This is a genomic window from Xanthomonas sp. LMG 12461, assembly GCF_009192935.1.
Lineage (GTDB): Bacteria > Pseudomonadota > Gammaproteobacteria > Xanthomonadales > Xanthomonadaceae > Xanthomonas_A > Xanthomonas_A sontii.
In genome coordinates, this window is the sequence record NZ_NQYT01000058.1 from 1 (window position 1) to 21,838 (window position 21,838).

The 21,838-nt window shown below is 66.6% G+C and carries 17 protein-coding genes and 1 tRNA gene; 9 read left to right on the forward strand and 9 right to left on the reverse strand.

Annotated features, from left to right (window positions below):
• Both CEK68_RS14930 and CEK68_RS14935 read left to right on the forward strand, forming a co-directional pair.
• Window positions 1-1,455 (forward strand): ATP-binding protein (locus tag CEK68_RS14930; protein WP_152239841.1); only part of this gene is annotated, 1,455 nt, incomplete at its 5' end.
• 82 nt (window positions 1,456-1,537) lie between these two features.
• Window positions 1,538-2,926 (forward strand): sigma-54 dependent transcriptional regulator, encoded by a 1,389-nt coding sequence (locus CEK68_RS14935; RefSeq protein ID WP_017914870.1) that lies wholly within the window; start codon window positions 1,538-1,540, stop codon window positions 2,924-2,926.
• A 230-nt stretch (window positions 2,927-3,156) separates the two neighbouring features.
• On the opposite strand, the gene pilB is transcribed toward CEK68_RS14935, so the two are convergent.
• Together pilB and CEK68_RS14945 are read right to left on the reverse strand one after the other, a co-directional pair.
• Entirely contained in the window at window positions 3,157-4,890 is a 1,734-nt protein-coding gene (gene pilB / locus CEK68_RS14940) for a type IV-A pilus assembly ATPase PilB (protein ID WP_152239842.1), read from the reverse strand.
• A 201-nt stretch (window positions 4,891-5,091) separates the two neighbouring features.
• Window positions 5,092-5,517 carry a pilin gene (locus CEK68_RS14945; RefSeq protein ID WP_152181793.1) on the reverse strand — a complete coding sequence of 142 codons (426 nt, stop codon included), beginning with the start codon at window positions 5,515-5,517 and terminating at the stop codon, window positions 5,092-5,094.
• Window positions 5,518-5,890: 373 nt separating this feature from the next.
• Here CEK68_RS14945 and CEK68_RS14950 point away from each other — a divergent pair, with 373 nt between their 5' ends.
• From CEK68_RS14950 to coaE, 3 genes are read left to right on the forward strand one after another with little or no spacing between them, the layout of a single operon-like run.
• On the forward strand, window positions 5,891-7,150 hold the full coding sequence (locus CEK68_RS14950) for a type II secretion system F family protein (protein ID WP_152239843.1): 1,260 nt from the start codon (window positions 5,891-5,893) through the stop codon (window positions 7,148-7,150).
• A 6-nt stretch (window positions 7,151-7,156) separates the two neighbouring features.
• The gene (locus CEK68_RS14955; RefSeq protein ID WP_017910397.1) at window positions 7,157-8,020 is read left to right on the forward strand and encodes an A24 family peptidase; all 864 of its coding nucleotides are present in this window, start codon (window positions 7,157-7,159) and stop codon (window positions 8,018-8,020) included.
• A 13-nt stretch (window positions 8,021-8,033) separates the two neighbouring features.
• The gene (gene coaE, locus CEK68_RS14960; RefSeq protein ID WP_152239844.1) at window positions 8,034-8,663 is read left to right on the forward strand and encodes a dephospho-CoA kinase; all 630 of its coding nucleotides are present in this window, start codon (window positions 8,034-8,036) and stop codon (window positions 8,661-8,663) included.
• A 107-nt stretch (window positions 8,664-8,770) separates the two neighbouring features.
• Here coaE and CEK68_RS14965 read toward each other — a convergent pair whose 3' ends face one another.
• The 4 genes from CEK68_RS14965 to rimK all read right to left on the reverse strand — a co-directional run bounded on the left by CEK68_RS14965 (window position 8,771) and on the right by rimK (window position 12,332).
• Complete coding sequence (locus tag CEK68_RS14965; protein WP_148828478.1) at window positions 8,771-10,105, reverse strand: HAMP domain-containing sensor histidine kinase; 1,335 nt, start codon at window positions 10,103-10,105, stop codon at window positions 8,771-8,773.
• On the reverse strand, window positions 10,098-10,775 hold the full coding sequence (locus CEK68_RS14970; protein ID WP_010340533.1) for a response regulator transcription factor: 678 nt from the start codon (window positions 10,773-10,775) through the stop codon (window positions 10,098-10,100). Before CEK68_RS14970 ends, CEK68_RS14965 begins: the two co-directional genes overlap by 8 nt.
• Before the next feature lie 183 nt (window positions 10,776-10,958).
• Entirely contained in the window at window positions 10,959-11,141 is a 183-nt protein-coding gene (locus tag CEK68_RS14975) for a hypothetical protein (protein WP_152239845.1), read from the reverse strand.
• A 297-nt stretch (window positions 11,142-11,438) separates the two neighbouring features.
• A complete protein-coding gene (gene rimK, locus CEK68_RS14980) occupies window positions 11,439-12,332 on the reverse strand; it encodes a 30S ribosomal protein S6--L-glutamate ligase (protein WP_026143298.1) in 894 nt (297 codons plus the stop codon).
• A gap of 275 nt (window positions 12,333-12,607) precedes the next feature.
• On the opposite strand from rimK, the gene CEK68_RS14985 reads away from it, so the two are divergent.
• Window positions 12,608-14,917, forward strand: coding sequence for a TonB-dependent receptor (locus CEK68_RS14985; RefSeq protein ID WP_152239846.1), 2,310 nt, complete (start codon window positions 12,608-12,610; stop codon window positions 14,915-14,917).
• A gap of 401 nt (window positions 14,918-15,318) precedes the next feature.
• On the opposite strand, the gene CEK68_RS14990 is transcribed toward CEK68_RS14985, so the two are convergent.
• The 3 genes from CEK68_RS14990 to CEK68_RS15000 form a co-directional block, all read right to left on the reverse strand.
• A complete protein-coding gene (locus CEK68_RS14990; protein WP_193314216.1) occupies window positions 15,319-17,367 on the reverse strand; it encodes a phospholipase C, phosphocholine-specific in 2,049 nt (682 codons plus the stop codon).
• 290 nt (window positions 17,368-17,657) lie between these two features.
• A tRNA-Gly gene (locus CEK68_RS14995) sits at window positions 17,658-17,731 on the reverse strand.
• A 265-nt stretch (window positions 17,732-17,996) separates the two neighbouring features.
• On the reverse strand, window positions 17,997-19,817 hold the full coding sequence (locus CEK68_RS15000; protein WP_152239848.1) for an autotransporter domain-containing protein: 1,821 nt from the start codon (window positions 19,815-19,817) through the stop codon (window positions 17,997-17,999).
• Window positions 19,818-19,989: 172 nt separating this feature from the next.
• Here CEK68_RS15000 and thiS point away from each other — a divergent pair, with 172 nt between their 5' ends.
• Genes thiS through trmB form a run of 3 tightly spaced genes read left to right on the forward strand, consistent with a single transcriptional unit; the run spans window position 19,990 to window position 21,837 of the window.
• Window positions 19,990-20,190 carry a sulfur carrier protein ThiS gene (thiS, locus tag CEK68_RS15005; RefSeq protein WP_017914741.1) on the forward strand — a complete coding sequence of 67 codons (201 nt, stop codon included), beginning with the start codon at window positions 19,990-19,992 and terminating at the stop codon, window positions 20,188-20,190.
• Between the two features lie 56 nt (window positions 20,191-20,246).
• A complete protein-coding gene (locus CEK68_RS15010; protein ID WP_017910410.1) occupies window positions 20,247-21,041 on the forward strand; it encodes a thiazole synthase in 795 nt (264 codons plus the stop codon).
• Between the two features lie 10 nt (window positions 21,042-21,051).
• A complete protein-coding gene (trmB, locus tag CEK68_RS15015) occupies window positions 21,052-21,837 on the forward strand; it encodes a tRNA (guanosine(46)-N7)-methyltransferase TrmB (protein ID WP_152239849.1) in 786 nt (261 codons plus the stop codon).
• Window position 21,838 lies beyond the last annotated feature (1 nt).

A 21,838-nucleotide genomic window follows, 5' to 3' on the forward strand; every position in this document is an offset into this window, starting at 1 on the left:
AGCAACGCCAGCGCCACCGCCTACCTGGCGGTGGCGCTGGCGTTGCTGATGTGGGGGCGCAACGAGGCGCACCTGGCGCCGATCGTCGGTTTCAGCGCCTTGGCCGACATCGTCGCCGCGACCCTGGCCGCGCATGCCCTGCCCGCGGCCAGCGCCGGCATCGCGATGATGCTGCTGTTCAACGTCGCCGCGGCGGCGATGCTGCTGCGCCTGCGCGGCGGCATCGCCATCGCCCTGACCGCCTCGGCGGCGACGCTGGCCGAATACGTCTGGAGCGTGCTGGACGGCGCCGACAACACCCGCAGCCTGGCCGAACTGGCGATGTTCGCCACCAGCTACCTGGCGGTGGCCTACATCTGCAACCGGATCGGCCAGCGTGCGCGCACCAGCCAGCACCTGGCCGAGCGCCGTGGCGCCGAGGTGGCCAATCTCTACGAAATCAACGAACTGATCATCCGCCGCATGCGCACCGGGGTGCTGGTGGTGGACGCGCAGAACCGGGTGACGCTGGCCAACGAGGCCGCGTCGGCCCTGCTCGGCGATACCGACGGCAACAGCGGCAGCGGCCGGCTGGATCTGGCCAGCGCCGCGCCGGAACTGGCCCGGCGCCTGCAGCGCTGGCGCAACGGCTGGAACCAGGACGAAAGCCCGCTGCAGCTGTCGCCGGACCAGCCGGAGGTGCAGCCGCGCTTTGCCCGGCTGCTGGCCGAGGGCGACCTGACCCTGGTGTTCCTCGACGACGCCACGGTGGTCTCGCGGCGCGCCGAATCGTTGACGCTGTCGGCGCTGGGCCGCTTCTCGGCCAGCCTGGCCCACGAGATCCGCAACCCACTGGCCGCGATCAACTACGCCTCGCAGCTGCTGGAGGAATCCCCGGCGATCGGCGATGCCGACCGCCGCCTGCTGCAGATCATCCACCAGCAGTGCCAGCGCACCAACGGCATCGTCGAGAGCGTGCTCGGCCTGGCCCGGCGCGAGCGCTCCAATCCGGAGAACCTGGACCTGGGCGCGTTCGTGCGCCGCTTCGTCCTGGAATACCGGCAGACCCTGTCGATCGAGACCGACAGCCTCGAGGCGATCCTCGCCCCGCAGCCGGTACACGCGCTGGTCGACCCCAAACACCTGCACCAGATCCTCAGCGCCCTGGTGCACAACGCGCTCAAGTACGGGCGGGTGATGGAGGAGCCGGCGCGGGTGCGCCTGCGCGTGGCGCTGCAGGAGCGCAACGCCATCGTCGACGTGATGGACCGCGGCCCCGGCATTCCCGAGGCGGTGGCGGCGCAGCTGTTCCGGCCGTTCTTCACCACCTCCGAGCACGGCACCGGGCTCGGCCTGTACATCGCCCGCGAGCTGTGCCGGGCCAACCAGGCGCGGTTGGAGTACGTGCCGGTGCCGGCCGGCGGCGCCTGCTTCCGCGTCGCCCTGCCCGGCCCGCACGCCATGCTCAGCGGCTGACAGGTGAGAATCGCTCCGCCAGCGCGCGGCCGGCGCCGGTAAATTGGCGCATGCACCGGTTCCTACGCTATCTTCCCTGCACATGAACGAAACCCGAAGCGCCCTGGTCGTCGACGACGAGCGCGACATCCGCGAGTTGCTGGTCCTGACCCTGGGCCGGATGGGGCTGCGCATCAGCACCGCCGCCAACCTCGCCGAAGCGCGCGAACTGCTGGCGAGCAATCCCTACGATCTGTGCATCACCGACATGCGCCTGCCCGACGGCAACGGCATCGAACTGGTCAGCGAGATCGCCAAGCATTACCCGCGCACGCCGGTGGCGATGATCACCGCCTTCGGCAGCATGGACCTGGCGGTGGAGGCGCTGAAGGCCGGCGCCTTCGACTTCGTCAGCAAGCCGGTGGACATCCAGGTGCTGCGCGGCCTGGTCAAGCATGCACTGGAACTCAACAGCGAGAGCCGCGCCGCGCCGCCACAGCCGGCCCCGGAACAGGCCAGCCGCCTGCTCGGCGCCTCGGCGGCGATGGACGCCCTGCGCAGCACCATCGCCAAGGTCGCGCGCAACCAGGCGCCGGTCTACATCCTCGGCGAATCCGGCGTGGGCAAGGAACTGGTCGCGCGCACCATCCACGAACAGGGCGCCCGCTCCGCCGGCCCCTTCGTTCCGGTGAACTGCGGCGCGATCCCGGCCGAACTGATGGAAAGCGAGTTCTTCGGCCACAAGAAGGGCAGCTTCACCGGCGCCCACGCCGACCAGGCCGGCCTGTTCCAGGCTGCGCACGGCGGCACCCTGTTCCTCGACGAGGTCGCCGAACTGCCGCTGCCGATGCAGGTCAAGCTGCTGCGCGCGATCCAGGAAAAATCGGTCCGCCCGGTCGGCGCCGCCACCGAGGTGCCGGTGGACGTGCGCATCCTCTCGGCCACGCACAAGGACCTGGCCGACCTGGTCGCAGAGGGCCGCTTCCGCCACGACCTGTACTACCGCATCAACGTGATCGAGCTGCGCGTGCCACCGCTGCGCGAGCGCGGCGGCGACCTGCCGCAACTGGCCGCGGCGATCCTGGCGCGACTGGCCAAGAGCCACGGCCGGCCCACCCCGCTGCTGTCGCCCTCCGCGCTGGACGCCCTGAGCAGCTACGCCTTCCCCGGCAACGTGCGCGAACTGGAAAACATCCTTGAGCGCGCCCTGGCAATGGCCGAGGACGACCAGATCAGCGCCACCGACCTGCGCCTGCCGCAACCCGGCAACCATGCCCGCAGCGCCGCCGAAGCCGCCCCGGCCCTGCCGCGCGGCGTGGTCGACATCGACCCCAGCTCCTCCGCCCTGCCGTCCTACATCGAGCAACTCGAACGCGCCGCGATCCAGAAGGCGCTGGAAGAGAACCGCTGGAACAAGACCCGCACCGCCGCGCAGTTGGGCATCACCTTTCGGGCGTTGCGCTACAAGCTGAAGAAGCTGGGGATGGAGTAGTGAAGCCGGGAATGGGGAATCGGGATTGGGGAATGGGAAGAGCCGATCTCCTAGCTGCTCTTAGCCCTTCGCCAAATTGAGTGGGGTAATGCGGTTGGGCACAGCCGGCATTGTCCGCCCGCGCCAAGCGTCGAGAAGCCTGGGAACAATGCCTGGACTACCGGGAGATCAACAGGGACGGAAAAGCCGCCTTTCCGATTCCCCACTCCCGATTCCCCATTCCCGGCTCTTCAATCCTTCGTCACCCGATTGATCTCGGCCAGGCTGGTGATGCCGTTGCGGGCCTTGAGCAGGGCCGACTGGCGCAGGTCCTTGACGCCGATCTTCTGCGCGGCGCTGGCGATGTCCATGGCGTTGCCGCCCTGCAGCACGATCGCCGCGATCTCGTCGTTCATCGGCATCACCTGATAGATGCCGGTGCGGCCCTTGTAGCCCTCGGTGCACTCGTCGCAGCCGACCGCTTCGTACAGTTGGACGCCGGCGGCGATCTCCGCCTCGGTGAAGCCTTCGGCCAGCAAGGCCTTTTCCGGCAACTGGACTGGACGCTTGCAGTTGTTGCACAGGCGCCGCGCCAAGCGCTGGGCGATGACCAGGGTCACCGAACTGGTGATGTTGTAGGGCGCGATGCCCATGTTCATCAGGCGCGCAATGGTCTGCGGCGCGTCGTTGGTGTGCAGGGTTGACAGCACCATGTGACCGGTCTGCGCGGCCTTGATCGCGATCTCGGCGGTCTCCAGGTCGCGGATTTCGCCGACCATGATGATGTCCGGATCCTGGCGCAGGAACGAGCGCAGCGCCGCCGCGAAGGTCATGCCGCGCTTGTTGTTCTGCTGCACCTGGTTGACCCCGGGCAGGCGGATTTCGACCGGATCCTCGGCGGTGGAGATGTTGCGGGTATCGTCGTTGAGGATGCCCAGCGCGGTGTACAGCGACACCGTCTTGCCCGAGCCGGTGGGGCCGGTGACCAGGACCATGCCGTACGGCTTGTGGATCGCGTCCAGGAACAGCTTCTGCTGCTCCGGCTCGTAGCCGAGCTTGTCGATGCCCAGCTTGGCCGCGCTGCCATCGAGGATACGCAGCACGATCTTCTCGCCGAACAGCGTCGGCAGCGTGCTGACGCGGAAATCGATCTGCTTGTTCTTGGACAGATTGAGCTTGATGCGGCCGTCCTGTGGGACCCGCTTCTCGGCGATGTCCAGCTGCGCCATCACCTTCAGGCGCGCGGCGATGCGCTGGTTGAGCTTGACCGGCGCCTTGGCCACGCTCTTGAGCAGGCCATCGATGCGCAGGCGCACCCGGTAGTCGTCCTCGTAGGGCTCGAAGTGGATGTCGGACGCGCCGCGGCGGATCGCATCCACCAGCACCTTGTTCACGAACTTGACGACCGGGGTGTCCTCCCCCTTGGCGTCGATGCCGGTGTCGCCACCGCCGCCCATGTCCTCGTCGCCGCCGCCGACATCGAGGTTGTCCATGCCCTCGTCGTCGCCCAGCGCGCTGCCGAGGGAATCGTTGCTGGCCTGCCACTGCTCCAGGGTCCGGCGGATCTGGTCCTCGTCGACCAGGATCGGCTCCACCGTCAGATTGGTGTGGAACTTGATGTCGTCCAGCGCCCGGGTCTGGGTCGGGTTGCTGATGCCGACGAACAGGCGGCCGCCGCGCTTGAACAGCGGCAGCACCTGGTACTTCTGCAGCAACTCCTCGCTGACCAGCTTCATCGCGTTCTGGCTGGCATCGAAGACCGAGACATCCATCAACGGCATGCCGAACTCGACCGCGTTCGCAGCGGCCAGTTGCGCGGCAGTGACCAGCTTCTTCTCGGAGAACCACTGCGGCAGAGGGACCTTTGCCTCGGCTGCGTGCGCCATCGCCGTCCGCGCAGCAGCTTCCTCTAGCGCGCCATCCTGAACAAGACGGCGGGCGATTCCGGTGATACCGACGAGGTTGGCAGATGTCAGATTATTCATAAGCCCATTATACTGAAATGGATTTTGAGCGACTAGGCAGCCAACACAACATTCAGCGCACTAATTTTTTCCGTAAAGCCGATAAAATCATGACTACTACCCAGATGCAAAGACAAAACACCCAGTCAATAACCACTTCTCACCAAATGAAAAGTCCCGCTTCCGCGGGACTTTTCACAACGCAAATTAAGACACAAACACTCAGCGGCATTCAGCAGGGTAATACTTAGCCTGGCTACCGCTACCAACGCATTTCCAGGTCGTACCAACTGCGGAATTGGCCGCGCCAACCGTAGGGGTATAGGTCAAAATGGTACCCTTGGTCTTGGTTGCATCGCCAGTGACAGTGATAACACCGGTCGCATCTGCGCAAGTGATAGAGGCCATATTCGTGGTTGCCGCAGTGGCACCGACGCCAGTGCAGTTTTTGGTAGAGAGCGCCCCGCCATTGTTGGCGATATTTTCAGCGACTGTCGTTTTGAAAGAGCTCGCCATTACCGCAAGTTCGCTAACACGGGACCGAATGGTATAATCCTGATAAGCAGGCAGCGCAATGGCAGCCAAGATAGCGATGATCGCAACAACGATCATCAATTCGATCAGGGTAAAGCCCTCTTGCTTCTTCATAATGAACCCCTAGAGATGGTTTGTACAGGTTGAGATAGCTGGCACTCGCCCGCGGAGGGAACTCCCCGAGCGCCGCGGCGGAGTGCCACGTGCAAGATGCTTAAAGCAGATCGCGTGCCAACTTCTCACGCCTTGTAGCACGCCTCGCCAAATGCCCCGCACAACCATGATGCCTGAGAGTGGCGGACGAAATTCTCCCAAATCAGCGATTTGCGACGGGATGGGCCATTCGACCTGATGCGTCAAAAAGTGACGCGATGCGTCACTTCGAGGGGACGGGATGGCGCGCGCTATGGGTTTAGGTGCCAGTTGCCCCGGAAACCTATACTATCCTCCAGTCCGCCTGGGGATGGCCGGACGGGGAGACGATCCGATGTCCGCAACGCGCAGCGCAGTCAAAAAAGAACCGGTCGCGCGTGCGGCCAGCCAGCAGGTGCCTTTCGTCTGGGAGGGCACAGACAAGCGCGGCATCAAGATGAAGGGCGAGCAGACGGCGAAAAGTGCCAACCTACTGCGCGCAGAACTCCGCCGCCAAGGCATCACCCCGTCTTTAGTCAAGCCTAAGCCAAAACCTTTGTTTGGCGCTAACGGTCGCAAGATCGGCGCCAAGGACATTGCTTTCTTCAGCCGCCAAATGGCGACCATGATGAAGTCCGGCGTCCCGATCGTGGGCTCCCTGGAGATCATCGCCAGCGGGCACAAGAATCCGCGCATGAAGCAGATGGTCGACCAGATCCGGACAGACATCGAGGGCGGCTCTTCGCTCTATGAAGCAATCAGCAGACATCCGGTGCAATTTGACGAGTTGTACCGCAATTTGGTACGTGCCGGCGAAGGGGCCGGCGTTCTTGAGACCGTGCTGGAGACAGTCGCAACCTACAAGGAAAACATCGAGGCCCTGAAGGGCAAGATCAGAAAAGCCTTGTTCTATCCAGCCATGGTGATGGCCGTTGCTTTGATTGTCAGTTCCATCCTGTTGGTCTGGGTGGTGCCCCAATTCGAGGATGTGTTCAAGGGTTTTGGCGCGGAACTGCCGGCCTTCACCCAGATGATCGTCTCCGCCTCACGCTTCATGGTGTCGTACTGGTGGATGCTATTGCTCTTATTGGTAGGCAGCATCGGCGGCTTCATCTTCGCCTACAAACGTTCGCTTGCGATGCAGCATGGGATGGACCGACTGGTGCTCAAAGTGCCGATCATCGGCCAGATCATGCACAACAGCTCGGTCGCGCGTTTCTCGCGTACCTTGGCGGTGACCTTCCGCGCCGGCGTACCGCTGGTGGAGGCGCTGGATATCGTCGCTGGCGCCACCGGTAACAGCGTGTACGAAAAAGCCGTGCTGCGCATGCGCGACGACGTCGCGGTTGGCTACCCGGTCAACATGGCGATGAAGCAAACCAACCTGTTCCCGCACATGGTCATCCAGATGACCGCGATCGGCGAAGAGGCCGGCGCGCTGGACGCGATGCTGTTCAAGGTCGCCGAGTACTTCGAGCAGGAAGTGAACAATGCGGTCGATGCCTTGAGCAGCCTGATCGAGCCGTTGATCATGGTGTTCATCGGCACCATCGTCGGCGGCATGGTCATCGGCATGTACCTGCCGATCTTCAAGCTGGCCTCCGTCGTTGGATAAGCATTAATGGCATTTCTCGATCAACACCCCGGCCTCGGCTTCCCGGCCGCGGCCGGGCTCGGCCTGCTGGTGGGCAGCTTCCTCAACGTGGTCATCCTGCGCATGCCCAGGCGCATGGAATGGCAGTGGAAGCGCGATTCGCGCGAGATCCTGGAGCTGCCGGACATCTACGATCCGCCGCCGCCCGGCATCGTGGTGGAGCCGTCGCACTGTCCGCACTGCAAGCACAAGCTGGCCTGGTTCGAAAACATCCCGCTGTTCAGCTGGCTGGCGCTGCGCGGCAAGTGCCGCTACTGCCATGCGCCGATCTCGCCGCAGTACCCGCTGGTGGAGCTCCTCACCAGCCTGCTGGTGGTCGCCAGCGTGTGGCGCTTCGGCTTCGGCTGGCAGGGCTTCGGCGCGATCGTGTTCAGTTGTTTCCTGGTGGCATTGTCCGGCATCGACCTGCGCACGCGCCTGCTGCCGGACCAGTTGACCCTGCCGCTGATGTGGCTGGGCCTGATCGGCAGCATGGACAACCTGTACATGCCCGCCAAACCCGCTCTGCTCGGCGCCGCGGTCGGCTACTTCTCGCTGTGGTCGGTGTGGTGGCTGTTCAAGCAGATCACCGGCAAGGAGGGCATGGGCCATGGCGACTTCAAGCTGCTCGCCGCGATCGGCGCCTGGTGCGGCCTGAAGGGCATCCTGCCGACCATCCTGATCTCCTCCCTGGTCGGTGCGATCCTGGGTTCGCTGTGGCTGGCGGCCAAGGGCCGCGACCGCGCCACGCCGATCCCGTTCGGCCCCTATCTGGCGATCGCCGGCTGGATCACCTTCTTCTGGGGCACGGAGATCGTGGAGACCTACATGCGCTGGTCGGGACTGCGCTGACGGAGCCCAAGGCTTGACTGATTTCGTCGTCGGCCTGACCGGAGGCGTGGCCTCCGGCAAGAGCGAACTGAGCCGCCGCTTCGAGGCCAAGGGCATCGTCGTCGCCGATGCCGACCTCGCCGCGCGTGCGGTGGTCGCGCCCGGCCACCCCGCCCTGGCACAGATCGTGGCGCGGTTCGGGCCGCAGATCCTGCAGGACGATGGGCAACTCGACCGCGCCGCCTTGCGCCAGCGCATTTTCGAGGATGCGGCGGCACGCCGCGACCTGGAAGCGATCACCCATCCGGCCATTCGCCGGTTGCTGCAGGAACAGTGCCGCGCGGCTGCCGGACCATACGCGATCGCCGCCATCCCGTTGTTGACCGAGGTCGGTGCGCGCACCCGCTATCCCTGGCTCGACCGGATCCTGGTGATCGACGCCCCGGAGGCGCTGCAGCACGCCCGCCTGATGCAACGCGACGGCATCACCGCCGACCTGGCGCAGCGCATGCTGGCGGCCCAGGCCACCCGCGTCACGCGTCTGGCCATTGCCGACGACGTGGTGGTCAACGACGGCGCCGCAACGGCACTGCAGGAAGCGGTGGAGAAGCTGGACGAGCAGTACCGTGCGCTGGCTGCGGCCAAGGCGTCAGCGTCTTTGTAGGTCGTCGCCCTTGTTCCCACTGGGATCAGCCGCGATCATCTTCACCGGGAATGCCCGGTCGCGGCTGAAGCCGCTACTACGCGATGGACGAAGCGTCGTCGCCAGGCTCAGGCCGGCTTGAACCACAGCGTCGCCACCACGCCCTTGGTGGCGCCCGGACGCACGTTGACCTGCCAGCCGTAGAGATCGCAGAGGCGGCTGACGATCGACAGGCCGATGCCACCGCCCTGCGAATGGCCGGCGTGGGTGCCGCGATAGCCGCGCTGGAACAGCTTGGCCGCGTCCTCCTCGCTCAGACCCGGGCCGGAATCGATCACCTGCACCGCGTCGCTCAACACCCGCACCACCACCTGCCCTTCCTGGGTGTACTTGACGGCATTGCCGATCAGATTGCCCAGCGCCACCGACAGCGCCGCTTCCGGTGCATCGATGGTGAGGTTGCGCTCGCCTTCCAGCAGCAACTGCAGCGGCTTGCCGCCCAGTTGCGCGCGATGCGACTCGATCAACTGCTCGGCCACCTTGGCGACGTTGCTGTGGCCCTGCCCGCGCTCGTTGCGCGACAGCAGCAGCAGCGACCCGATCAAGTCGCTGCACTGCTGTTCGGCGCGCTGGATGCGCTGCAGGCGCTGCAGCACTTTCTCGTCGAGATTGGGACGGGTCAGCAGCAGCTCGGTGGCGCCACGGATCACCGCCAGCGGCGTGCGCAGTTCATGGCTGACGTCGGCATTGAACTCGCGGTCGCGCTGCACCACTTCGGTCAGGCGCGCCGAATAGTCGTCCAGCGCCTCCGCCAGCTGGCCGACCTCGTCGTCGGGGAAGTGCGGCGCCAGCGGCTTGGGGTCGCTGCTGCCGCGATAGGCGCGCAGGCGTGCGGCTAGGTCCGACACCGGCCGCATCACCCGCGACGCCGACCACCAGCCGATCACCAGCGACAATGCGCTGAACACCAGCACCGACAGGATCAGGGTGCGCTTGAGCTGCACCTCGCCCTGCATGGTCTGGGTCATGTCATAGGCGAGGAAGAACCAGACGTTCGGGGTCTTGCGCACCGCCACCTTGTAGGAGAACGGCTTGCCGGTTTCGTCGCGACCGGACACGTTGTGGATGCCGTCGGAGAAGTTGTACCACTCCGGCTGCTCGCGCCGCAGCGCCTCGAAGCGGTCGCTCTTGACCACCCGGCCGACCATCTGCTGCACCGGCAGATCCGGGTTCTTCGACGGATCGGAGAAGAACCGGTGCGAGTACTCGTCGATGTTGCGGTTCAGCACCACCTCGACCAGCTGGTTCTCCACGCGTGCCCGCGCCCAGTTGGTGGCGAACGCGAACAGTGCGGTCAGCCCGAAGCCCAACAGCACGAACGAGAGGATGATGCGGCTGCGGAGGCGGCGGCGGTAGCGTCCGCGCCGCCGCACCACACGCGGCAACGCAGGCGCTTCAGGCATCGGGCGCGGCGATGCGGTAGCCGATGCCGTGGCGGGTCTGGATCATCGGCACGTCGAACGGCTTGTCCACCACCGCGCGCAGACCATGGATATGCACGCGCAGGGAATCGGAATCGGGCAGCTCCTCGCCCCAGACGCGGGTTTCCAGTTCCTGCCGGGTCACCACCGCCGGCGCGGCTTCCATCAGCGCCTGCAGGATCTTCAGCGCGGTGGGATTGAGCTGCAGCAGCTTGCCCTGGCGACGCACTTCCAGCGTATCCAGGTTGTATTCCAGATCGCCGGTCTCCAGCACCCGGGTGTGCACGCCCTTGCCGCGGCGCGACAGCGCGTTGAGCCGCACTTCCACTTCCTGCAGCGCGAACGGCTTGATCAGGTAGTCGTCGGCGCCGGAATCGAAGCCGGCGAGCTTGTTGTCCAACGAATCGCGCGCCGTGAGCATCAGCACCGGCGTCTGCTTGCGCGCTTCGTTGCGCAGCTTGCGGCAGACCTCGATGCCGTCCATGCCGGGCAGATTGAGATCGAGCACGATCGCATCGAACTCGTGCACCACCGCCAGGTGCAGACCGGTGACGCCATCGGCGGCGAAATCGACGGTATGACCGCGATCCTCGAGGTAGTCGCCGAGATTGGCAGCGATATCGCTGTTGTCTTCGATCACTAGAATTCGCACCAACATGTACCCCGTCAGTCGTACTACGTATCAGTAGAGTGCGCCGCGGATGCCGCGCCTCCTCGTCGTCCACGGCGGCACGCCGCCATGGTATTTGCAATGCGTTCCGATGGGTGCCCAGACGAACTTTCGCCCTCGCGATCCACCTGACGATTCGCTGCCTTGGACAGCGCGTCGCCGCTATCAGTTCTCGCTCCAGCCGATCCGCTCGCGAGCTTCAGCGCTCGCAAACGGCGCGGTCTGCCATTCGTTCTTCGGCAACGCCTGCGCCAAGCCAGGCTCGCCTCCTTCTTGAACACGTTCACCCGAGTCAGATCGCTGCCGAATTGTACTGAGTTGCCGTGCGAACACTTTCTTCACGTTCATGGGCGCCTCACCTTGGCGCCGTGACCGATCCGGGCTCCTGCATTCCGCAGTTCCCCATTGCGTCGCAATGTAGCTGCCGCGCAAACATGCCCGCAAGCGCGACCCCGGCGTTGGCCGGGGTCTGCGATCGCCAACAAATCGCCCAAGAAAAAGACCCAGGCAGCGGAGCTGCCTGGGCCGAAGTTTTTCTATCCCGATTACCGTTCCTGCTGAGGAGGGCAGAGCTGCGGTCCGGAGAAGCTTACGCAGGGCGGAATTAAACCGGTGTTAAGCCAGAACGAACGGCCAGTAATGCGACTAAGCCCCTGATTTCTTTCGTTTCAGGCAAGCTTCGAGGTGCTCGATGACCTTGCCGGCGATATCCAGTCCGCAGACCGTCTCGATGCCTTCCAGACCCGGGGTGGAGTTGACCTCCAGCACCAGCGGCCCGCGCTTGGAGCGAATCAGATCGACGCCGGCCACGCCCAGGCCCAGCGCCTTGGCCGAGCGTACCGCGACCTCCTGCTCGCCACGGCTGGCCGCGGTCTTCTCGGCGGTGCCGCCCAGATGCAGGTTGGAGCGGAAGTCGCCCTCCGGCGCGGTGCGGCGCATCGCCGCCACCACCTGGTTGCCGACCACGAAGCAGCGCAGGTCGGCGCCCTCGGCCTCGCCGATGAACTCCTGCACCAGGAAATTGGCATACAGCCCGCGCAGCGCCTCGACCACGCCGCGCGAGGCGCTGGCCTTCTCGGTCAGGATCACCCCGGTGCCCTGGGTGCCCTCGTTCAACTTCACCACGTGCGGCGGCGGGCCGAGCATGGACAGCAGATCGCCGGTGTCGTCCGGGTTGTCGCCAAACACGGTCATCGGCATGTCGATGCCCTTGGCCGCCAGCAGCTGGTGCGCGCGCAGCTTGTCGCGGGCGCGCAGGATCGCGTCGGACGGGTTGGGCGTGCAGACGCCCATCATCTCCAGTTGCCGCAGCACCGCGGTGCCGTAGCGGGTCACCGAATTGCCGATGCGCGGGATCACCGCGTCGTAGCCGGTGATCGGCTTGCCCTTGTAATGCATGGTGAAAGCGCCGGCGGCGATGCGCATGTAGCAGCGCAGCGGGTCGAGCACGCGCACCGTGTGCCCGCGTTCGCGGCCGGCCTCGACCAGGCGCCGGGTCGAGTACAGCTTGGTATTGCGGGACAGGATGGCGAGCTTCATCGAAGGCGGCGGCGGTGGCTGGCCCGGCATCATACGTCGCGCCACCGGCACCGCGATGCCGCGCGTCGCCGCCGCCCGCGCGGCAAGGCCGGGATCGGCGGTGATCGCCATCACCCACGTTCCGCGTGCTGTCCCACAGCCGACATCGGACCGCCCCGAAACGTTCACAAAACCGTTGCATCGTGGCGGGCGGGCCGCGTACCGGCCCGGTGCCGGCTGCCCGCGCCCCGCGCGGCAGGACCGGAACGTCTCCCCCTCTTGATTGGTGACTTTCGATGACCCCCACTTCCAGATCCTTGCGCCCGCACGCGCTGGTGCTCGCCGTCGCGTCCGCCCTGCCGGCCTTCGCCGCGCTGGCCGAGACCGCGCCGGCCGCCGCCACCGCAACCGCCGATGCGGCGGCCAGCGCGAGCGGCAACGATGCCACCATGCTCGACGCGATCACCGTCGTGTCCAGCGGCACCACCCGCCAGGTGCAGCGCATCACCCGTGAGGACATCGGAATCGCCGCCCCCGGCACCAGCGCGCTGAAGGTCCTGGACAAGCTGCCCGGCGTGCAGTTCCAGTCGGCCGACCCGTTCGGCGCCTACGAATGGTCCACCGCGATCAGCCTGCACGGGTTCGACCAGAGCCGCCTCGGCTTCACCCTGGACGGCGTGCCGCTGGGCAACATGAGCTACAGCGTCAGCGACGGCCTGCAGGTGACCCGCGCGATCATTTCCGAGAACGTGGCCTCGGTGGAACTGGCGCAGGGCGCCGGCGGCCTGGGCACGCCGTCGAGCAGCAACCTCGGCGGCACCGTGCGCTACTACTCGGCCGATCCGGATGCCGACGCCGGCTTCCGCTTCAGCCAGACCCTCGGCTCCGACAGCACCCGCCGCACCTACCTGCGCGGCGATACCGGCGACATCCACGGCTTCTCGCTGTACACCTCGCTGGTGCACGGCGAAATGGACAAGTGGAAGGGCTACGGCAACAACGAGTACAACCAGGCCAACGCCAAGGCGCTGTACCAGTGGGGCGATGGCAACCGGGTCAGCCTGTACCTGGACAGCTCGCACCGCAAGGAATACGACATCATGGACCTGTCGCTGACCTCGCAGCGGGTCCTCGGCTGGGATTGGGACTACCTGATGCCGGACTGGAACAGCGCGGTGCAGATCGCCAACGCGCTCAACGGCAAGGGCAGCTACCCGGCCAGCCTCAACGGCCTGCCCGCCGACTACGGCAAGGCCGATGCCTCCTACTACTCCGGCGCCGGCCTGCGCCGCGACAACCTGGCCGCGCTCAGCGGCGTGTTCAACCTCGGCGGCAGCGCCACGCTGAACCTGACCGGCTACTATCACGACAACAACGGCGAAGGCCAGTGGACCACGCCGTACGCGCCGTCCTCGGCCAGCGTGCCGCTGTCGATGCGCACCACCGACTACCGCCTCAACCGCCATGGCATCACAGGCTCGCTGAACTTCACCGTGGCCGGCAACGAGATCGAGATCGGCGGCTGGTACCAGAACGCCAAGACCGTGCAGGAGCGCAACTACTTCCTGCTCGACGGCCCGTTCACCGATCTGTACTACTTCAACAAGAACGGCACCCTGTTCGCGCGCGGCTTCGCCCAGCACTACGATACCGACACCACCATGATCTACGCGCAGGACACGCTGCGCCTGATGGACGAGCGCCTGACCCTGAACTTCGGCGCCAAGAAGCTGATCGTCGACACCACCGCGCAGTCGCAGGTGCCTTCCGCGTCCAATGCCGCCGGCGAGATCAAGGCCGATTCGGACCTGCTGCCGCAGGTCGGCATCAACTACAAGATCGACGATCACCAGGAGGTCTACGCCTCCTACAACAAGAACATGGCCGGCTTCGGCTTCACCCCGTTCCAGGAATCGCAGGCCGCGTTCAATGCGATCAAGGGCTCGCTGGAGCCGGAGACCGCGCAGACCTACGAACTGGGTTACCGCGTGCGCGGCGCCGGCGTGGAAGCGTCGCTGGCGCTATACCACACCACCTTCGACGACCGCCTGCTGGTGACCTCGCCGTGCAGCGCGATCCAGACCTGCTCGGCCACGCTCAACAACGTCGGTTCGGTGCGTAGCCAGGGTGCCGACCTGGCGGTGATCTGGCGCCCGATCGAACAGCTGCGCTGGCTGAACTCGCTGTCCTATGACGACTCGACCTACCAGGACGACTACCTCAATGGCGGCGTGGTGGCGACCTCCGGCAAGCGGGTGGTCGGCATCCCCGAGTGGATGTTCTCCAGCAGCCTGGCCTACGAAAACGCCGGCTGGCACGCCTCGCTGGACGGCAAGTACACCGGCCGCCGCTACATCAGCTACCTCAACGACTCGTCGGTGCCCAGCTACTGGCGCTTCGACCTCAGCGCCGGCTACGACTTCGGCCAGGTCGGCATGTTCCAGAACCTGGGCCTGAGCGCGAACGTCACCAACCTGTTCGACAAGCGCTATTTCGCCACCGTCGGCACCAACGGCTACGTCGTCTCCGACCCCAACGGCTACAACCAGACGCTGATGGCCGGTGCGCCGCGCCAGTTCTTCGTCACCTTCAGCGGCAAGTTCTGAGCCGACGCGACACTGCCAGGGAAGGCATCACGCGCCGCCGCTGCTCTTGCAGCGGCGGCGTTTGCGTTTTGGGCGAACATACAGGCGCGGGGATGGCCATGCAGCATTGGCCATCGTTTCAGAATCGCATGCGCTCGAAAGGATCGCGACTGAATCTGCCGCCACCGCCGGCGCATCGCCGGGCGTCATGCGCACCTGCTGGCAGCGACGTCGAAGGCCGTCCCCATCCTTGTGGGAGGGACTTCAGTCCCGAATGCAACAGGGTCAAAGCGCCAATGGCCTCGCTTAGTGAACCCGGATCACAGCGACTCCTGCAGCGGCCACATTACCTATAGGTCCTGCTCCAGCAACATCCGTGCTCAGCCAGAAACTGGCCACGCATCTGAGCGCCAGTGCAGCCATTACGCGTCGACCGCGCGGCCGATCGCCGGATCGCTCATGCTCGGCCGGCCGGTCTCGATGTGCCCGGCCAGGCGCCGCCGCCACTGCGGCAAAGTCGCGCTGTCGATGGTCAGGTCATACCAGTGGTGCTGCGCCTGCAGCGGCAGACGCAGGACGGTGCGATCACCGGCAGCCAGCGTGATCGCCTGCTCGCCACCATCGCCGCGATACCCGTCGCGCACGCGCAACGCGCAGGGCTGCTCACCGGCATTGACCAGCGTCAGCAGCAAGCATTGCGCGGCAGCATCGTAGTCGGCCTCCGTCTGCAGCCCGGCATCGCCGATCCCGTCGCCATGGAACTCGCGCAGGAACCCGTTGGGCCCGTGCACGCGCAACGCGTAGCCGGCATCGGCGGCATCGCCGCGCCACGCGCGCGCATCCTGCAGCTCGCTGCCGGCGGCCAGCGTGTAGAACCAGGGCCCAGCCACACCCTCGTCGGCATAGGCATTGAGCGCAACGCCTGCCGTGCCGCGGTTGCGCATGCGCAACACGCGCGCGTCCGCCTGCACCTGCAGCCGCACATCGAAATCGTAGGGCAGCGCGCGTGCCGGGCGCTGCCCGGGTTCCTGCACCGGCAGCGCCTGCTGGGCAGGGCGCTGTGGCGGCGGCAGCGTCGCGGTGGCATCGATGCGCGCGATGTAGTCGCGGGTGTCCGGCAAGGCCACCGGCGCCGGATCGTGGCCGACGAAGTCCAGCGTGGAGGTCAGATCGCCGGCAACCGCGCGGCGCCAGGGATTGATGTTCGGCTCCATCACGCCGAAACGCTGCTCCAGGAAGCGCAGCACCGAGGTGTGGTCGAACACCTGCGAGTTCACCCAGCCGCCGCGGCTCCACGGCGACACCACCAGCATCGGCACCCGCGGCCCCAGCCCGACCGGCACGCCGTGATAGTCCTCGCCATGCAGGTCCACGTTGCTGGCGCCCAGCTCCGGCCGGATCGCCGGCAACGCCGGCGGCACGTGGTCGAAGAAGCCGTCGTTCTCGTCGTAGTTGATCAGGAACACCGTCTTCGACCAGACCTCCGGCGAAGCGGCCAGCACCTCCAGCAGCCGCGCGCTCAAGGATTCGCCATAGGCCGGGGTGGCCTCGGGATGCTCGCTGAGCAGGTACGGCGCGACGATCCACGACACCTGCGGCAGCGTGCCGGCGCGCACGTCGCGCTCGAACGCGGCCACCAGGTGTTCGCCGCGCGAGGCCTTGGCGTTGTCGGCGGTGGAGCCAGGCACGATGGCGCGGCCGCGGCGGTACAACGGCGACGCGCGGTCCAGCTTGCGAAAGTTAGCGAAGTACGGATGGCTGTTGTCGCCGTAGTTATCGAACTCCTGATAGACCTGCCAACTGATGCCGGCCTGCTGCAGGCGCTCGGAGTAGGTGCTCCAGGTATAGCCGGGAAAGCGCGGATTGTCGCGCGCCATGTCCGCGGTCCAGTTGCCGTCGTCGCGGTTGTTCACCGCCTGCTCGCCGTCGTTGCCGACGCTCAGGCCGCTGGTGCCGGTGAACATGTACATGCGATTGGGATTGGTCGGGCCGAACAGCGAGGCGTGGTAGCCGTCGCAAAGGGTGAAGGCGTCGGCCAGCGCGTAGTAGAACGGCAGGTCCTCGCGCTGGAAGTGGCCCATGCTCATCGCGCTCTTCTGCGCGATCCAGGCATCGTGGTGCTTCCAGGTCTCGTGCGAGCCCTTCCAGTCGTGGTTGAGATCCTTCATCCACTGCGCGCTGCTGGTCTGGCTGTTGAGCCGGAACGGCAGCACGTAACGATCGCTGCCCTTGCGCTCGGGCTGGTACCAGACCGGCTTGCCGCTGGGCAGCCGCAGCGGCCGCGGATCGCCATAGCCGCGCACCCCGCGCAGACAGCCGAAGTAATGATCGAAGGAGCGGTTCTCCTGCATCAGGATCACCACATGCTGCACGTCCTGCAGCGTGCCGGTGACCCGCGCCGGCGGCACCGCCAGCGCACTGCGGATGACGCCCGGCAACAGCGGCATGGTCGCGCCAGCCCCAAGGGCCATGGACGTGCGGGTGAGAAAACGACGACGGCTGTGATCGACCACGAGAAGCAACACCGGCAACGAGCGAACGCTCAGGCGTTTGCCAGCCTAGCGCTGGTCGATGAAGCGGGTTTGACAGCGACTTCCTCGCTGCGACAGACGCAGTCCGACACAGGGCCTTCGAACAGGGCTGCGCAGCAGGACGCGACCACATCGACAATGTGTCGAGGCGCAGCCAGAAAAGGAGTAGAAATTGCGGAGCGGCCCCGGTGTTGCGGAGCGGTGCACAGCACGAAAGCGCTTGCAACAGCTGGAGCGGGCGATGGGAATCGAACCCACGTCAGTAGCTTGGGAAGCTACAGCTCTACCATTGAGCTACGCCCGCGTTGCCGGTGCAGTCTATGCGCTGGGCCGGGGGTTGCGCAAGAAATCGGCGCGATGCGGGCTGCAGCGCGCCATGGTGCCGAAGCAGCCGACGATCATGAGCCGGCAAATGCGAAAGGGACTTCAGTCCCGACGGCTCGAGATCAGAGGCGTCGGGACTGAAGCCCCTCCCACAACTGGCATCCAATGCCGTTGGTTTACGTCACCTCATCTGCCCTACCCTGCCCGGCACACAGCCGAGCAAGGCAGGCAACGTCGGGCAGTGCTTAGAAGCTGCCGCCGAAGTTCACGAACAGCGAGGTGTCGTGCGCGCGCGACTGGCCGGTGGTGGTGGCGAGGCCGACGTTGCTCTCGAAGCCCCACAGCTTGGTCCGCGCGCCCAGCACCACCGACGCGTAGTTGCGGTCGAAGTTGATGCCCGGCACCGCGTACTCGCCCAGGTCGGACATGGTCTGCAGGTACGCGGTGGCTTCCTGGTTCTTCTTGAACTCGTGGTCGTAGGTGGCCTGCAGGTACGGCTTCACCGTGCCGGCATCGATGCTGGCCTTCCAGCCGATGCGGCCGACCATCGACTCGACGTCGCGGTCGCTGTAGCCCAGCGCGCTGGAGTTCGGGTTGCTCTCGGTGTAGCCATCGAGCTTGACCTTCTGCCAGATCGCCGCGGCCACCGGCCCGTGCTTGAAGCTGCCCTCGCCGAACTCGTAGCCGCCCTGCAGCGCCGCGGTCAGGTTGCTGCCGTCCGGCGAACCCTTGTGCTCGATGGTGGCCGGGCCGAGGTTGACCTTGCGGGTGACGTCGTAGCTCAGCCAGGTGTAGCTGACCTGGGCGTTGACCCAGGCATGCTCGCCGTACCAGCCGGCGAAGCCGCCGAGGGTGCTGTCGTCCTGGGTATAGTCGCCGCCGCGGTTGCCGAAGTCGGCATCGGTGCGACCGAAGCCGCCGAAGCCGCCGAACACCCACTCGCCACGCGACCAGTCCACGCCGAACAGACCCGCCGGGGCCATGCCGTCGTACAGGTCGCCATGCTGGTAGCGCTGCATGTCGCCGCGCAGGTTGCCCCACCAGCGCACGCCATCCGCTTCCGGGCGGCCGTCGACGTGCCAGGCGACCTGGTCGGCGCGCGAGCGGCCGACCATCTGCGCCGAGTGCGTCAGGATCTGCTGGGTGCGCGGGCCTTCCAGGATCGACAGCGCGTACTGCGCCAGCAGTTCGTGGGTGCGGCCGGTCGGGTGCACGCCGTCGGCGAACACGTAGGTGTCGGCGGCATCGGCGCTGACGTAGCTGGTCGGGTTGCAGGTCAGCGACTGCGCGGTGATCTGCGGCTGGCAGGCGGTGCCGGTGACGTTGGTGAAGCCATAGGCGCCCGGGTTGGCCACTACTTCCTGCAGCAGGTGGAAGGTATCGACCGGAATCACCCGCAGCCCGGCGCTCTTGAGGCCGGAGAACAGCGCGGTGTTGTAGGCGGTGGCGAGCGCGGTGCCCTGCGCCATCGCCGCGGCGCCGCCGGCGCGGAAGCGCGGGGTGATGCCGACGTCCGGCAGGTTGTTGACCATGACGTAGCGCGCACCGGCGCTCTGCAGGCTGGCGACGATGCCCACTTCGGCGGTCACGGCATTGCCGATGGTGGCCTGCACCGGCGCACCGCCGGCGATGGCGAACAGATCGTTGGCACCGCCCCACACCGAATACAGCGCGTTCGGGTCGGCCTTGCCGCCGTTGGCGGCCAGGTAGTTGCTGGCCTGGGTGGCCAGCGACGGCGCCACGCCCAGCGCGCTCGGGTTGGCCACGCCGACACGGGCATTGCCGGCGGCGTAGTCGTCGCCGATCTGGCCGTTGCCGTTGGCGGCGGCGTTGGTGCCGTAGTACTCGGCCACGTACTGCGCCCAGACGAAGTCGGGGTTGGTGGTGAACTGGCCGGTCACCGCACGCACCGAGGCCGGCAGCAGCGGACGGTAGTAGCCCGCGTCGGTCAGGCTGTCGCCGAAGAACACGGTGCGGCTATAGGTGGACTGCGCGAACGCAGGCGCGGCGGCGAGCACGATCGCGGCGGCGAGCAGCGAACGGAGCGGACGGATGGACGAAGTCATGGAAGCCCTCCCGGGCAGAAATGGAACACGAGAAATGCAGCGAAACGGGGGAGCGGCCGCACCATACGTAGCCGCATGGCCGACATCATTCCACCTCTGCCGGACACGCTCACGTTGCACTGCCGCAAGATTGCGACTCGCACGCCCACGGCGCGCATTGCACAATGATGGCATGAACATCGAATTGAACGGCAGACAATGCACGCTGGCGCCGGCCACCACCGTGGCCGCGCTGCTGCAGGCCGAAGGACTGGGCCAGCGACGCGTGGCGGTCGAGGTCAACGGCGAGATCGTGCCGCGCGGCGCGCATGCCGAGCACGAACTGCACGCCGGCGACCGGGTCGAGATCGTGCACGCGCTGGGCGGCGGCTGAATCTCACCGCCGTGCGCGGGCTCGGCAGGGCCGGTGCGATGGGCGATAATCCGCCGATGAACGCTCCCGCCCCCCACGATGCGCTGGTGATCGCCGGCAAACCCTACCGTTCGCGCCTGCTCACCGGCACCGGCAAGTTCGCCGATCTCGAACAGACCCGCCTGGCCACCGAGGCCGCCGCTGCGCAGATCGTCACCGTGGCGATCCGCCGCAGCAACATCGGCCAGAATCCGGGCGAGCCCAACCTGCTCGACGTGCTGCCGCCGGAGCAGTACACCATCCTGCCCAACACCGCCGGCTGCTACACCGCCGAGGACGCGGTGCGCACCTGCCGGCTGGCGCGCGAACTGCTCGACGGCCACAACCTGACCAAGCTGGAAGTGCTGGGCGACCAGCGCACCCTGTTCCCGGACGTGGTGCAGACCCTCAAGGCCGCGGAAATCCTGGTCGCCGACGGCTTCGAGGTGATGGTCTATACCAGCGACGACCCGATCCTGGCAAAGCGCCTGGAAGAGATCGGCTGCGTGGCGGTGATGCCGCTGGCCGCGCCGATCGGCTCCGGCCTGGGCATCCAGAACCGCTACAACCTGCTGGAGATCATCGACAACGCCAAGGTGCCGATCATCGTCGACGCCGGCGTCGGCACCGCCTCGGACGCGGCGATCGCGATGGAGCTCGGCTGCGACGGCGTGCTGATGAATACCGCCATCGCCGGCGCGCGCAACCCCGTGCTGATGGCCAGCGCCATGCGCAAGGCGGTGGAAGCCGGCCGCGAGGCGTTCCTGGCCGGGCGCATCCCGCGCAAGCGCTACGCCAGCGCCTCCTCGCCGGTCGACGGACTGATCGGGTGAGGCCGCAGGCATGACCGATCCGTTCTCCAGCGCCGGCGCCAAGACCCCGCCGAAACCCTTCACCGTCGAGGAAGGCCATCGCCAGGTGCGCAGCTTCGTGCTGCGCCAGGGCCGCTTCACTCCCGCCCAGCAGCGCGCGTTCGACGCGCTGTGGCCGCGCTTCGGCCTGGACTACGGCGGCCAGCCGCGCGATCTGGACGCCACTTTCGGCCGCACCGCGCCCAAGGTGCTGGAGATCGGCTTCGGCAACGGTGCCGCGCTGCGCCATGCCGCGCAGCACGACCCCAGCCGCGACTACATCGGCATCGAGGTGCATGCGCCGGGCGTGGGCCGCCTGCTCAACGCCCTGGCCGAGGACGGCGCCGATCACGTGCGCCTGTACCACCACGATGCGGTGGAGGTGCTGCAGCACGAGATCGCCGACGGCAGCCTGGACGAAGTGCGCATCTACTTCCCCGACCCCTGGCACAAGAAGCGCCACAACAAGCGGCGCCTGCTGCAGCCGGCCTTCGCCGCGCTGCTGGTGCGCAAGCTGCGCGCCGGCGGCCGCCTGCACTGCGCCACCGACTGGGCCGACTACGCCGAGCAGATGTGGGACGTGCTCGACGCCACCCCCGGCCTGGTCAACCGCGCCGGCCCGCGCGGCCACGTGCCACGCCCGGACTGGCGCCCGCAGACCCACTTCGAGACCCGCGGCCAGAATCTGGGGCATGGGGTGTGGGATTTGCTGTACGACCGGGAATCGGGAACAGGGAATGGGGAATCGGAAGAGCCCTCGTCTGCCGCCCCCCGCTAGC